General features: G+C 70.1%; 12 protein-coding genes. 6 read left to right on the top strand and 6 right to left on the bottom strand.

What is annotated here, in order from left to right; translation table 11 throughout:
• Window positions 1–95: 95 nt before the first annotated feature.
• Window positions 96–671, bottom strand: coding sequence for a hypothetical protein (locus AQI70_RS39310; RefSeq protein ID WP_159042729.1), 576 nt, complete (start codon window positions 669–671; stop codon window positions 96–98).
• 102 nt (window positions 672–773) lie between these two features.
• Between AQI70_RS39310 and AQI70_RS33535 the strand changes: the two genes are divergently transcribed.
• The 4 genes from AQI70_RS33535 to AQI70_RS33520 all read left to right on the top strand — a co-directional run bounded on the left by AQI70_RS33535 (window position 774) and on the right by AQI70_RS33520 (window position 4,436).
• A complete protein-coding gene (locus tag AQI70_RS33535) occupies window positions 774–1,811 on the top strand; it encodes an SRA domain-containing endonuclease (protein ID WP_062156208.1) in 1,038 nt (345 codons plus the stop codon).
• Between the two features lie 1,029 nt (window positions 1,812–2,840).
• A complete protein-coding gene (locus AQI70_RS33530; RefSeq protein ID WP_062156207.1) occupies window positions 2,841–3,107 on the top strand; it encodes a hypothetical protein in 267 nt (88 codons plus the stop codon).
• 265 nt (window positions 3,108–3,372) lie between these two features.
• Window positions 3,373–4,095, top strand: a complete 723-nt coding sequence (locus AQI70_RS33525) for a YqeB family protein (protein ID WP_062156227.1) — start codon at window positions 3,373–3,375, stop codon at window positions 4,093–4,095.
• 149 nt (window positions 4,096–4,244) lie between these two features.
• Window positions 4,245–4,436 (top strand): hypothetical protein, encoded by a 192-nt coding sequence (locus AQI70_RS33520; RefSeq protein ID WP_062156206.1) that lies wholly within the window; start codon window positions 4,245–4,247, stop codon window positions 4,434–4,436.
• Between the two features lie 155 nt (window positions 4,437–4,591).
• On the opposite strand, the gene AQI70_RS33515 is transcribed toward AQI70_RS33520, so the two are convergent.
• Both AQI70_RS33515 and AQI70_RS33510 read right to left on the bottom strand, forming a co-directional pair.
• Window positions 4,592–6,097 carry a hypothetical protein gene (locus tag AQI70_RS33515; RefSeq protein ID WP_062156205.1) on the bottom strand — a complete coding sequence of 502 codons (1,506 nt, stop codon included), beginning with the start codon at window positions 6,095–6,097 and terminating at the stop codon, window positions 4,592–4,594.
• A gap of 282 nt (window positions 6,098–6,379) precedes the next feature.
• Window positions 6,380–7,957 carry a sigma-70 family RNA polymerase sigma factor gene (locus tag AQI70_RS33510; RefSeq protein WP_062156204.1) on the bottom strand — a complete coding sequence of 526 codons (1,578 nt, stop codon included), beginning with the start codon at window positions 7,955–7,957 and terminating at the stop codon, window positions 6,380–6,382.
• A gap of 188 nt (window positions 7,958–8,145) precedes the next feature.
• Here AQI70_RS33510 and AQI70_RS33505 point away from each other — a divergent pair, with 188 nt between their 5' ends.
• Window positions 8,146–8,559: an SsgA family sporulation/cell division regulator gene (locus tag AQI70_RS33505; protein WP_062156203.1), complete on the top strand. Its 414-nt coding sequence runs from the start codon at window positions 8,146–8,148 to the stop codon at window positions 8,557–8,559.
• Window positions 8,560–8,562: 3 nt separating this feature from the next.
• Here AQI70_RS33505 and AQI70_RS33500 read toward each other — a convergent pair whose 3' ends face one another.
• A complete protein-coding gene (locus AQI70_RS33500) occupies window positions 8,563–9,045 on the bottom strand; it encodes an Lrp/AsnC family transcriptional regulator (RefSeq protein ID WP_062156202.1) in 483 nt (160 codons plus the stop codon).
• Window positions 9,046–9,153: 108 nt separating this feature from the next.
• Here AQI70_RS33500 and AQI70_RS33490 point away from each other — a divergent pair, with 108 nt between their 5' ends.
• Window positions 9,154–10,194, top strand: coding sequence for a methyltransferase domain-containing protein (locus AQI70_RS33490; RefSeq protein ID WP_244181936.1), 1,041 nt, complete (start codon window positions 9,154–9,156; stop codon window positions 10,192–10,194).
• A 70-nt stretch (window positions 10,195–10,264) separates the two neighbouring features.
• Here the strand turns inward: AQI70_RS33490 and AQI70_RS33485 are convergent, their stop codons facing one another.
• Window positions 10,265–11,032 (bottom strand): PE-PPE domain-containing protein, encoded by a 768-nt coding sequence (locus tag AQI70_RS33485; RefSeq protein WP_062156200.1) that lies wholly within the window; start codon window positions 11,030–11,032, stop codon window positions 10,265–10,267.
• Window positions 11,033–11,112: 80 nt separating this feature from the next.
• Entirely contained in the window at window positions 11,113–13,590 is a 2,478-nt protein-coding gene (locus tag AQI70_RS40730) for a helix-turn-helix domain-containing protein (protein WP_062156199.1), read from the bottom strand.
• Window positions 13,591–13,595: the final 5 nt, after the last annotated feature.

Genomic DNA, 13,595 nt, shown 5'->3' with positions numbered 1-13,595 from the left:
CCTCTAAGTCCTCGGGGCCATAGCCGTGTGCACGCAACCAGTGCGGCATGTCGGCCATGATCCCAGGTCAAGGGTGGCTTCGCCCGCCCCACACGCTAATTGATCGACTGTCGTGGATCGCGGATGATTTCTCCGGCTCTCTGAAGGAAGCCGGCGTGGGCCAGCACCATCTCCTCCCTAGTCCGGTCAAAGCTGGACGAACGCGCGTTCACGCCCACAGAACCCGCACGCTGCATCTGCAACAAGGACCCCATCGCAGCCAACGACTTCCTCGTCACCCCGTAAGCCAAGTCGATTGCCTCACTTGGCCCCCAGAGCGCCAATTGACTGGTTTTATCCTGCAGTTCACGTATGCGCTCATGCAGCTCACGCCTTGTCGCCTCGTTAAGTTGACCCCCATTTCGCACCTCAGGCACAAACCCTGAAAGGACGTCATCGAGAGCAGCATAAGCCGCAAAGTAGGCAGCAAAGGACTGGTGCCGTTGGCTGCGCACCCACTGCCAGTGCTCCGCTGCCGCCTGCCCCTGCACCTGTGCTAGCGCCGCCTCAACTGCCTTACGCCCGCCGGCCTCCGCTCCTCGCTTAGCGTATCGACCAGCGATCACGGCCCCGATGACTGCAGCTGCGAAAGCGATAACACTCGCAATGAGCGTCCCCGTCACCTCACTCATGGCACCATCCTCACCCGAGCCTGCCATTGCCACAACGGCATGCCGTGCCCCGTGCGTCACCTTGCCGCACCCCACCAACAGCGAACCCATTAACCTCGACCCATGACGACACCCAGGACCGGTTTCCAACCCGGCGAGATCCTCACGCGTGATGAGATCCACCCAGTGCTCGGCGGCAGTGGCTACGCCGGAATCTGCCCCGCAGTAGAAAAGCAGAACGTCCTCATTTTCTCCGATAGCGAGGTTGGCAAGCGCTACGGATACCGCGACGGATGGCTCGCGGAGGACGATGACCTGGGCCCTGTATTCACCTACACGGGAACCGGGAAGCAAGACGATCAGGCCCTCAAGGGTGGAAACATCGCAATCCTGAAGCACGCCGAGATGGGTCGCACTCTGCATTTATTTATCGCAGTGGGCAAAGTTCCAGGAACAGACAAGAAGACACATAAATATATAGGGCAGTTCAAGGTTGATGAGCGTAAGCCGTACGAGACACGTGTAGCCACTGACGAACAACGTAAAGTGCGCAACGTTATTGTCTTCCGACTGCGCCCCATCGGTCCGTACATACGGACAGCCTCCGACACTCTTCAACTGGCATCCACACCCCGGTCTCTGTTCAGTCAGACCGCAGGCCGTTTCGCCCGCTCCGTTCGACGCCAGAGGCGCCAACTCCAGCCGCAAACCAACATCGATCATGTGGAAGCGACCCGCGATGACCTGGCGGATGCCTTCGAGGATCACAAGGTCGCTCAAGGAGAAACGATTGGCCAACTAGAGTTGGAGATGCGAAACACGGCAGATCGGCTCACGTGCGGCCTCTACAGCCAGACGAACAACACGGTGTATGAGCCCACGGGCAGCACGGCAAGTGAGTCGATTGCCCAGGCCATTACTCAACTGCTCCTAGCACGGCACTACCTGAGAGATCTCGAACCCGATCAACCCCTCCACCTCATGCTGCTCACACCAGCGCTTCCCCGCGAGGACCTCCGGGGCCTACTAATTGAACACGGGATTGGCATCGTGTACCGCACCGACAGCGGCGGCTTCGCTGAGTTCACGACGAGCAGCGCGCCTCCAGGCAGCGCCCCTCGGTCTTTCCGCTGTTTGGATTGCCCCGTATCCGCCGCGTAATGCGTCTTGCAGGAGGGGGTGCGCAGGGCATTTCCTGTGTATGGCCACTGGCTTGCGATCTGAGCGGGTGTGGAGGAACTCCTCGCCCTGGGCACCGTCCGAACGGCGCTCACGACGAAGAAAGAGCGTCGACGCTGGGCCACGTCGGCGCCGCGCTGGGGCAGCTCCCGCGCTTCAAGGGGCCGAAGGTGCCCGGTCGTTACGCGGACGTCCGTGCCGGCAGCCGCATCGCTCAGAGCTGTGCCGCTTGCTTCGTCACGAGCCATCCCTCCCCTGGGCACCGACACGCTCACGTCTTGTCGATTCTCCAAGCGATCATGCCCGTTGCGCCCCGCTCTCCCCGGACGTCGAGGCGGAGTTCCTTTTCCGCTGTGAGGCGTGTGAATACCAGGGACTGGTCGCAGGGGACTGGTTTCTTCGGGCCCGCGTCGGGCGGAGTGAACTCGATTACTGCGGCTCCGCTGCCGGCGCAGACCACGGTCAGTTTGTAGGTGGCACCTGGCGTGAGGCCGGGCTGGGTGTGTACGCCGTCGGATACGCGCTCCACGCCTGATGCGGCCGTCGAAGTGTCGTTGGTGGAGGTGGTGTTGAGTGCCGACTCGGCTTGGGCTGTGAGCTTCTTCTCGGGTTGGGTCTCCGCAATTTGGGGGGAGGCGGGGCGGTTGGAGTCGGGGGCGTGGGGCGATGTGCAGGCCGTCAGGAGGAGGACCGGTGCCGCGGCACCAGCCAGGAGTGATGCTCGCCAGGGCCTCATGGTGACGCCTCTTCTTCTTGGTCTCGGTCCACGTCTGCGGGGCGTCACAGTATCCGGATGTTCGGGTTCGGCTTCGGGAGCTTCTCGGGTCCCGTCTTCCTGGACCGGCTGCCGCGTGTGGCGAGCTCCCTGGAGGCAGCCGCCGTAAGCCGTTTGGGGCCCCTAGCCCCGGATGGCGGCGTCGATGAGCGCTGTGGGAGATATCGGATTAGCCTCCGAAATGAGCGCTAAGTGGATCTTTTGTTGGTGCGCTCTACTCGACTCAAGGAGGAGAAATGCGCAAGCTTCAGAAGGCCGCTGTTGCGGCCGCCGTGATCGGTAGCCTCAGCCTCATAGCCGCCGGCCCCGCCAACGCCCAGGGTGCGGTCGCCATGCACGGCGGTTGCAAGTCACATGACCTGAACGTGGACATCCTCGGCCAGGTCGGCCTGCTCAACGGTCTATTGGGCAATGCGCTCAATGGCGAAGGCAACGCAGGCGGACAAGTCACCGACTTCGGATCTGACTGTAACGGCCACGGCCACGGCCACGGGCACCACTGAGCAACACGAAATCGCATGAACGTAGCTCACCGCTCGCGGTAGCTCACCGAGATGGGCCTCGGCGCCCGGGTCACACGCCCGGCCGCCGGGGTCCTTTCGCTGTGCCTTCGCGGGATCTGCGGGGGGGGGGAGAGAGAGCAGACAACCTAAGTCGCAGGCGCCGTAGACCATCGGCCGACGACAGGGCGTGCGGCCTCCCTCCAGACTCGGCACTGGATGGAAGAGAAGAGCAACGGGAGAGTTGGCAGACATGCAGGCGGGGGACATGAGGGATACCAGGGATACTGGGGATTTTCTGAAGGAGGGCGGGCGTGCTCCGGTCGGTGGCGCCGTCGTCATCGCCGAGTCGGCCTGGGTTCTCGTGCTCTGCTGTGTCGGGGGTGGGGCCCTGATCGGGTGGCTTGTCACCCTTCTCGCGGACTGGCTCGTGACGCTGCCCTGGGCGCCGTTGCAGGGGCCGGCCGAGTTGCTGACCTCCCTTCCGGAACCTGGGCTGACCATGGGTGCCGTTGCGGCGGGTGCGCTGCTGGGGCTGCTCGTCGGGTTTGTCGCGGTGCATGAGTCGCTGGCGGTCAGGGTCTCCAGCGGTCAGGTGGTTCTCAGTGTCAGGGACGAGTCGCAGGAGTTCGGGCGCGATGAGGTCGCCCTGGTCGTGCGGGACGGCAAGCAGCTCGTGCCGCTCGGGCCGGACGGCATGGAGATCGCACGGGAGGATTGTGGGCTGCCCTGGCGGCGGCTTTCCGATGCCTTCGCCAGGCATGGTTACCGCTGGGCGGATGAGGATCCGCACCGGGAGGAGTTCAGGCGCTGGGTTCCCGGGATGCCCGGTCTGCCCGAGGCGGCGGACGCGCTGCTGAGGGCTCGTGCGGTGGCGCGGGAGAAGGAGGAGGACGCCGAGGACGTCCGGGAGCTGCGCAGGGAGCTGTGGAGGCTCGGGGTCGTCGTGCGTGACGAGAAGCAGCGGCAGTACTGGCGTATGCCTCGGTAGCCCCGGCGCGCCTCACCTTTGTGGAGCCGGACGGGGGACGGCCGATCGAGGCATTCCCCCGGAACCGCGTCGGCCCTGGCCTCGCCTGCCCTTCGGCCTTCCGTGGCTGAGAGGATTGCGCGGACCGTAGAGGAAGAGGGGGGTTGGGCATGGCCGTGCTCGTCTTGGTCGGCGTTCTGCTGATCGTCGTCGGAGGGTGTGTCTGTGTCGTGTGGGCGTCGCGGGGCGGGCCGCGCTGGGTGCGCGCGGTGGCCGCTGTGACCCTGGCGGCGGGCGAGTTGGTGCGGGCGGGGCGTTCCGGTCGGGGCTCGCGCTCGGGCTCGGGCTCGGACGACGACTGAATCGGACGACGACTGAATCGGATGACGACTGAGTCGGGCGATGTCTGAATCGGACGACGACTGAAGTCGTACGGCAGTCGACGGCGGGGCCGCGCCGAGAGGTCGTGGCGGCGCGGCCCGCGGGCAACCGCGTGGAGGGGGCGGTGGTGCCGGGGTCAGCCTGTCGGCTTTGTCGGTGGGCTCGCTGTCGCCGTTCCCTCGCCCTTCGCCAGAAGCCACTCGTGGTGGAGGGCGCCCAGCGGGATCTTCGTCTGGAAGAGGGGCGTGCCGAAGATGGTCAGCTGGAGCTGGAGTGAGCCGGTCAGGTCCACTCCGCCGTAGAGGGCGTAGGCGCCCGTGACCGAGCCGGTGCCGTCGGACGAGACCTCGGCGGCGGCGTTCGCGTGGGCGCGGATGTACGGGGCCAGGTCGGCGGTGACGCCCACCGTGCCGTAGAGGCCCACGGTGGCCTCGGCGCCCAGCGTGGCCTTGACGTCACCGGCGGCCCTGATGCCGGCCTTCAGGGGCTCGCCCTTCATGTCGGACTCGCTGACCGGGGTCCAGCCCTTGGCCCAGGAGAACGTGCCGCCCACGCGGAAGTCGCCCTTGAGGTCCTGCTCGACATCGACGGTGACGCGGCCGTCCGCGGTCACCTGGATATAGCAGGTCAGGTCCAGGTTGACGACGACGGGGATCGGGCCGACCTGGATCACCGGGTCGGCGTGCAGCCTCGCGAAGGGGATGCGGATCGGCTGTCCCTCGGTCGAGACGGCCGCGCGGCCCTTCAGGGACCACTGGGAGGCCCAGTCCCCGGACAGGCCCAGGAACGCGCCGCCGGGCGAGGCGCCCGTGCCGGAGCCGGAGCCGTCGTACGAGAACGCCACCTCGGGGGCGAGTTGGACGAAGCCGTCCACGGACGCCGACGCCGAGGCCGGGGCGCCCTGGGCCGTGGCCACCGCCGCGCCCACGTCGATACGCAGGCTGCCCAGCGGGAGTTCCGCGCCCTCGGGGCCGAAGTGGAGGCCGCCGGTCTTCGCCCAGGAGACCTTCACGCCCTTCACGAGCGGTTCCACGTCGACGGCCGCCGGGTCCACCGGGACCGTGCCCTCGGCCTTCCTCTCGCCGAGCACGGAGTTGAGCTTCGCCGGTTCCGTCTCGACGGTCGTACCGCCGTCCTCCGTGGCGCCCACGACCTCCGTCACCTCGGCCAGCACGCCGTCGGGGGCGCCTGGGGCCGGGGCGCTGGCGATGATGTCGCCCACGGCTACCGGGGGTTGGGCCGAGGGACTGGCCGGAGGAGTCGCCGGAGGACTGGTCGGCGAACTGGCCGAGGGGCTGGCGGTCGAGGGGCCGGCCGAGGGTTCGTCTGTCGGTTTCGGGGCCGGCGGTGACGATATGACCGCCCGTCCGCTCTTCCTGTCGTACGAGGCCACCTTGAGGGAGGTCTTCTTCGCCGTGCCTCCCTCGCCGCCGTCGGCCACGGCGGTGGGAGTGGCCGTACCGGACGGGGCCGGGACCACGGCGAGTTGCTCCTGCACCGCGGCGGCCACCGGGGTCTCGGCCGCCTTCGCGGCGGCCGATTCGGTGGTGGGCGCGGAGCTGGTGGAGCAGCCGGTGGTGAGCAGGGCCGCGATGACGGCTGCCGACAGTAAGGCATGCCTGTTGAGCTTGGGTCTGTGCACGTGTGTTCCTCGGGAGCGGTGTATGGGGGTGCGCTGCAGGAGGTGACGAGTGGGGAGCAGGGCTGCCGCGCTGCGGGACGGCGTGTCGGGGCATGCCGATACGGCCGTACGGCGCTCTGCGCGGACGGTGATTACTCCTCAGTAGTCATGCATGAGCATGCCAGGCACGCAGAGACAGCAGACGCTTTCTTTCCCGCGCGACTTCGGTGACGTGAGTCACACACAGGGCCTGGTAGTCACCCTGCGGGGACTGGGCGGGTGGAGTGCCCGCCCGGGCTCCGGTCAGTTCCCGCAGTCGTGTCCGGGGTCCTCGTGCGGTGGCCGGGGGGCGGGGGCAGGGGCGGGGGTAGGGGCGGGATGGGGGTCGGTCGTCTCCGTGGGGGTGGGGGCTTCCGGGGTTTCGGGGGCCTCCGGGGTCGCCGGCATCTCCGGGGTCTCCGGAGCCTCCGGGGCCTCCGGGGTCTCCACCACCGGGTCGGGGTGGCTCGGCGCCGGTTCATCGACGGCCGGTGCCTCGGCCTCCGGCTCATCCGCGGTCGGCGACTCAGGGGCAGCCACCGGCCCGTCCACAGCCGACGGCTCATCCGCAGCCACCGGCTCAGCGGCGACCACCGTCGCAGCGCCGACCGCCCCCACCGCCGTATCCGAACCAGCGACGTCGGCCGAAGACGCGTCGCCGGCCGAAGACGCGTCGCCGGCCGAAGACCCGACCCCGCCGTCCGCCCGGCCTTGCCTCTCCCGCCCGGCCTCGGAAGCCCCCGTCCCCGCCCCCGCCGGTCCGCCACCCCGCTCCCCCGGCACCCCGGCCCCTGCCGCAGGCCCCTCCGACGGTCGGGCAACCGGCGCTTCCGCCAAGGGCACCCGTGGCGGAGGCGGTGTCGGGGCGGGGTCGCCGGTGCCCAGGGCGAGCATCATGGCGAGGGCCGCGCCCGCGACCGTCGCCGACGCCGCGATCGCCGTAGGCACCTTCGCACCGGCCCCGCCGCCGGTCACCGCCTGGCGTGCCGCGGGCAGGAAGCCGCCGCCGTGACCGCCGGCCGCGGCGGCCGTGGCGGCGGCCGACCCCGCCGTGAGGGACAGCAGGAACTTGCCCGCGCCGCCGACGGTGAAGACCAGCAGGGCCGGGCCGACCAGGGCGGGCAGGCGGTCGTTGGCGCGCATGAGGACCGCGAGCCGGCCGCGGCAGTCGGCGCAGGCGTCGACATGGGCGAGCAGGCGTTCCGACTGGCGTGGCGTCGCGCTGCCGCGTACGTATGCCGGCATGCGCACCCAGTGGACCTCGCACGCGGGGTCGTCGGGTGCGCCGGTCTGGGAGCGCAGGAAGGCCTGGCGCATGCCCTCGCGGGCGCGGTGCAGGAGGACCGCGGTCGCGCCCTGCTTGGCGCCGATGCGCTGCCCGACCGTCTCCAGCGGCTGACCCTCCGCCTCCGCCAGCCACAGGGCCTGCACCCAGCGTTCGGGCAGTTGGCCCAGCACCCGCACCAACAGGTCCACGGAAGAGACCTGTTCGGCCGGGTCCGCCGTGCCCTCCCCGTGGCCGGGGGCCTCCGTGCGCTCGGCGGTCCGCGGGTCGTGCGGGGTTTCGCGCGCCTCGCCGACGGCAGTCGCCGCCAGGTGCCGCACCGTCGTCATCAGGTACGCCGGTACGTTCTCGATCTCGTGCCCCGCCGACAGCCGTCGCCAGACGCGGAAGTGCGCCTCGGCGACGAGGTCCTCGGCGGCCCAGGAGTTGTTGCGGGTGAGCGAGCGCGCGTAGGCGACCAGGCGCGGCTGCTGTTCCTCGTAGATGCGGGCGTACGAGGCGGTGGCGGACGCGGGCGGTGACGCCTGGGCGGGCACCTTGGGAGAACCGTCGGACATGGCGGGAACGCTCCAGTTGCCTGCTGGGCTGAAGGGCGCGGACGAGTTTGTCAGCGTAGATGACTAAAATCTCAACTAAATGGTTCGAGTGACTTGGATCACCAACGTGCGCTCCGGTTCGGCGTAATCAACAGGCCTGCCACTCGGTCGAGAAAGCGCACACACCCCGACACCGGAGAAGACCGACCATGCGCCTCACCCTGGACCAGCCCGTCCGTGCCCGCCTCGTCACCCCCGGCCACCCGGAGCTGCCGATACGCCCCACGCTGCGCTACTCGGCCGCCGAGCCCTTCGCCGTGCACGTCGTTTTCCCGCCCCATGTCTCGGCCGACGAGAAGGGCGTCACATGGACCTTCGCGCGCTCGCTGTTGGAGGAGGGGCTCGATACGGCGGCCGGGATCGGGGACGTACGCATCCGGCCGTGCGAGCGGTCCCGTACGGTCGTCGAGTTCCACGCGCCGCACGGCCTGGCCGTAGTCCGGTTCGGCACGGCCTCTCTTCGGCGCTTTGTGCTGCGTACGTACGCCGTCGTCGAGCCGGGGCGAGAGGATCTGGGGCCGGAGCTCGACCTCGGTCTGCTGTCCCTGCTCGACGGAGTCTGAGAGTCAGCGGCTCTCGGCGTCGCAGCCCGAGGCGTTCATCGGCGTCAGTACGCGCGTGCCCGTCTGCCGGTAGATCACCGAGCTGCGAAAGCTCACGACCTCCCGGCGGGCGCTGAAGCGGTCCATGAGGAAGGCGTGCAGGTGCTCGATGTCCGGGACGGCCACGTGGACGAGGAAGTCGTCGTCGCCGGAGACCACGAAGACCGAGACGACCTCGGGGAGTTGGGTGAGATAGCCCTCGAAGTCCTGGATCACCTCGCGGCTGAGGGGGCACAGACGGGCGAAGACCAGGGCCTGGAGCGAGCGGCCCAGCAGGCGTGGCTGTACGGCCGCGTGGTAGCCGGTGATCACGCCGCGGGCACGCAGGGCGCGGACCCTCTCCAGGCAGGTGGAGGGTGCGATGCCGACCCTGCGGGCGAGTTCGCGGTTGGTGAGCCGTGCATCGCGCTGGAGATGGGTGAGGATCGCCGAATCAGTGTCGTCCATGGCCGTCATTCTTCCCGGGGTGCCGAATTTCGTTCGGCCGGGCCGCCCAACTCCCGTATTCCCGCCTAGATTTCCCTCGTCCGCCGGACCGAAGGGAGCCCTCGCCCCATGACGACCGCCATGCCGACCACCCAGCCGAGCGCCACGCCTACCGACGAGCCGACCGCCAAGCCGAGCGCCACGCCGACCAACCAGCCGAGCGCCGTGTCGACGGCCGTGCCGGGCACCACACTGAGCACCGTGCCGACCGCCAAGCCGAGCGCCATGTCGACCACCGAGCCGAGCACCGTGCCGACCGCCGAGCCGAGCACCGTGCCGACCACCGAGCCGGCCACCCCCGCCGTCACCGACCGGCCCGTGAACCAGGCCGTCGACCACTACGACCGGTTTCTCGCCGAGCACTACACCTGGATGCTCGGCGGTGATCTCGACGCGCTCGCCGCCGCCCAGCGCGATCTGCTCGCGCAGTGGGGTGTGGTGCCCGGCTCGCAGGACGGGTCGCTCGCCGTGGACCTCGGGTGCGGCCCGGGGCACACGAGCCTCGCCCTGGCCGGTCTGGGCTACGACTCGGTCCTCGCGGTCGATCTGAGCGGGCCGCTGCTCAGCGAACTCGCCGCGCACGCCCGTGACATGCCGGCGGTGCGGCCGGTGCGGGCGGATGTGCGCACCGCTCTGCCGGAGCTGGTGCGGCCGGGGTCGGCGGGGGCCGTCGTCTGTCTGGGTGACACGCTGACCCATCTGCCGACCCGCGGTGATGTGGCCGCCCTCTTCGCCGATGTCACCGCCGCGCTCGCGCCGGGAGGGACGGCCGTGTTCGCCTACCGCGACCTGACGGTCCCGCTCACCGGCACCGACCGCTTCCTCCCGGTCCGGGCCACCGAGGACCGGATCATGACCTGCTTCCTGGAGTACCCGGACGACTACGACGACTACACGGTCGTCGTGCACGACCTCATCCACAGCCGGGACGGCGCCGGTGCCGGTGCCGACTGGCGCCTGAACACCCACAGTTACCGCAAGCTGCGGCTGTCCCACGCCTGGGTGCTGGCCCAACTGCGCACCGCCGGGCTGCGCGTCAGGCACGAGGAGAGCGGGCCCGGGGCCATGCGGACGGTCGTGCTGGAGCGGGCCTGCGAGCAGCCGCGCTGAGCACGACGGGAGCGGCGAAAGCCCAGGCCGGGAGATCTTTCCGGCCTGGGCTTTCGTATGTCCTGAGAGGTCAGGCGTCGTACCAGAAGACCCCGTTGAGGCCCTGCTGGGCGATGGTCTTGGTCATGACGTTGCCGTCCTGTGCGTAGCGCCGGTGCACGTCGGTGAGGAAGAAGTCGAAGGCGGCCACGGGCGTCGTGGCGTCGCAGGCCAGGTCACCGCGGATGCAGAAGCGGGCGACCGGGACGCCGGGGAACTCCCTGGGGCCGGGGCCGGTGGAGGTGAAGCCGAGGGCGCCCAGGCCCTTGGGAACCTTGGCCCACATGCCGGTGTCGGGCTGCTTCGGGTCGGCGTACAGCTTGCCGTCGACCAGCTCCCGCGGGATGGCGGTGCCGCCGTTCGCGATGGTCTCCAGGACCGCGTCGGCGGCCTGGGCGCCCTGGGAGTAGCCGACGATCGTCAGGCGTGCGGTCGGGTTCTCGCGGTGGGTGTTTTCGGCGGCGGTCAGGAGGTTCCGGTAGCCCTGGGCGACGCTGCTGTCGTAGCTCTGCGCGGTGAGGTCCGTCTGGTTCTGGCCGTTGAGCCAGGGGCCGGCGCTGGCCGGGTAGCAGACGGGCACGACCTCGGCGCCCGGCTCCAGGTGCTGGTTGGCGAAGCCGAACGTCCGGGTGCAGTCGGGCGCGGGCAGCGCGGAGCCGGTGCCGCCGATCTCGATGTAGTAGTGGCGGGGGGCGTCGTCGGCCTGGGCGACGGTGGGTGTGAGGGCGGCGGCGGCCGTCATCGCCGCCGTGAGGGCGACGGTTTTGGCGCGGCGCACGATGCGGTTGGTTGTCGACATGGGTGTCCCCCTGGGTCCGATGGTGCCTGTGACGCCGATGGCGTGCGGGCACGTGCTGGCTGGTGCTGTGGTCCGAGACGCTAGGGAGGAGCGATGAAATCGCCGTGAAAGCCCGTGCGGCGATGGCGCTCGGCGAGGTGGTGTTGCAGCCGGGCGTGGCGGAACTGGTAGACCGCGCCGGCCTGGCGCAGCACGCCGCGCTGGTAGGCGTCCTCCAGGAACGTGACCACGGCCCAGGGCAGGCGCCCGGTCAACGGCAGCCAGATCCGGGCGAGGACGAGCCACTGCCCCCAGGCGGTCAGGGTGAGGGCATGGCCGAGGGCGGCGCCGAGGCCGCTGATGACGCCGAGCAGGAGGCTGGCTTCGGAGGGCCAGGTGAGGGGGCCCAGTGGTCCCTGCAGGAGGTCGACCGCCGCTCCGCTGCCGCATCCGACCACGATCCCGAAGGTGGGGGCCCAGACGAGCAGTTGGGTGGCCACGGTGCGGCGGTTGGTGGTCAGGAGGGTGCGCGGGTTGACGGCGGAGTCCAGGTCGAGGGGGGTTTCGAGGAGGCCGAGGAGGCAGAAGGCCAGTCCGGTGCCGGCGCCGAAGACCAGGCCGTAGACGAGCCCGTCGACGAGGCCGATACGCAGCATGGTCGAGGGGTCGGTCCAGGCGTACGACTTCACCAGGCCGACCAGGAATCCGTACGCGAATCCGAACGTCGCGCCGCCGAGTGTGCCGATCACCAGGCGGGGGCCGGCCGTCCATACGGTGGCTCTGGGTCTGCCGCGGATCCGCAGACGTACGGCGGACGGCATGACGTGCTTGCCCTTGGCCGTGTACGTCAGCCAGTGCACGAGCCCGAATACGAGGCCGGCGAGGAGTCCGACGACCGCCCCGTCCACGAGGGAGCCCGTGAGCCTGCCGTAGAAGGCGGCGCTGACGGCGCCGTCGACGAGGCCGATGACGAGTCCCGCCACGAGGGCGGTGACGAGGGTGCGGGTGGAGCGGCGCAGTCCGTTGCCGAGGCGCCACCAGGCGAGGTCGGGGGTCTTGTGCCGGGTCAGGTGGTGGGCGAGGTAGCCGAGCCAGCGGCGGGCGCGGTCCGGGTCGCAGTCGCGCGGTCCGTCGTGGGGGCGGTGGCGGTAGACGGTGGGGAGGAAGTTGTCGAGGAGGTGGTCCTCCAGCTGCTCGGCGGTGCCGAAGCGTTCGGTGTCGAGGAGGTCGGCGGGGTCGTGGTCGGGGGTGTCGCTGTAGATGGTGCGGGCGAGCGACACCATCAGGGGGGTCGTCAGGACGGTGGCGAGCGGGAGGGTGGCGGGCGGGACCGTGGCGGGCGGGGGCGCGGCGGGCGGGGGCGCGGCGGGCGGAGGCGCGGCGGGCGGAGGCGGGGGCGCGGGCCCGTCCGACTGCGGCTGCTGCTGTCGCAGTGCCCTCAGTACGGGGTCCCACGCGCCCTCGGCGGGGTTCGCGGGGTCGGGCTTGCGGGTGGTGCGGGGCAGGTAGGCGGCCAGGTCGTCGAGGGTGAGGTCGGTGAGTTCGACCGCGGCGGCGGCGGTCAGTACGTCGGTCTCGGCGACGGCGGCGGCGTATTCGGCGGGGCGGCTGGTGAGCAGGAGGGGCAGGGTGGTGGCGTTGAGTGCCTCCAGCGCGGGACGGCGCAGGCCGTCGGCCATCTCGTCGAAGCCGTCCAGGACCGGGAGCACCCGGCCGGAGTCGACCAGTGCGGCGGCGAGGCTGGCCCTGCCGGGGCTCCGGGCGGCCGTACCGGGGTGATCGCGCATCAGCTGCTGGGTCAGCCAGTCGCGCAGGGTGAGGGTGGTGGGGTTCCAGGCACCGATGCTGAAGAGGACCGGGACGGGTTCCCCGGGGGTGCGCGTCCGCAGATGGTCGAGGACGAAGCGCAGGGTCAGGATCGTCTTCCCGGAGCCGGATCTGCCGAGGATCACGAGCCGTCCGGAGGGGATGTCCCGGTAGATCTTCGCGATGTGCTCCAGCCGCCCGCTCAGGTCCAGGGGGTCGTTCGCGGCTCCGGGTGGGAGGCGGCGGATGTTGGCCCAGTGGTCGACGAGGTTCTCGTCCGCCTCGCGCCAGCGGACGGGTAGCGGGTAGGGGTCCTGGATCTGCCGTTGCTCCTCCTCGCGCTGCCAGCGGGCGGCCACCGCCTTCGCGAGCTGTTCGGTCGCGTCCGCCAGGGCGTCATGGGCTGCCGGCGGCGGCTGCTCGGGAGCCGGGTCCTGTGGGCTCGGTCCCTCGGTGGTGGGCTCGCCCCGCCGGGCGCTGCCCTGGTTGCTCTGGCTGCCCTGGTTGCCCCGGTTGCTCTGGTTGCTTTGGTTGCTCTGGCTGCCCTGGTTGCCGGGAACGGCGGCCCGCGCCAACTCCTCACGGTCGTCGAGCTGCAGGGCGAGCGCGTCGGCCAGCTGCTGCACCGTGGTCATGCGCGGGTTGGAGCGCTTGCCGGTCTCCAGGCCGCGGATGGTGCTCACGCTGACGCCGGAACGCCGCTCCAGCTCCTCCTGGGTCATCCCCTCCCGGACGCGTAACCGCCGCAGGACCGTCCCGAACTCACTGGCCACAAGTC

It is taken from the genome of Streptomyces curacoi (genome assembly GCF_001513975.1).
Lineage (GTDB): Bacteria > Actinomycetota > Actinomycetes > Streptomycetales > Streptomycetaceae > Streptomyces > Streptomyces curacoi.
The sequence above is the reverse complement of the archived record's forward strand: the minus strand, read 5'-3'. Positions and strand labels throughout refer to the sequence as shown.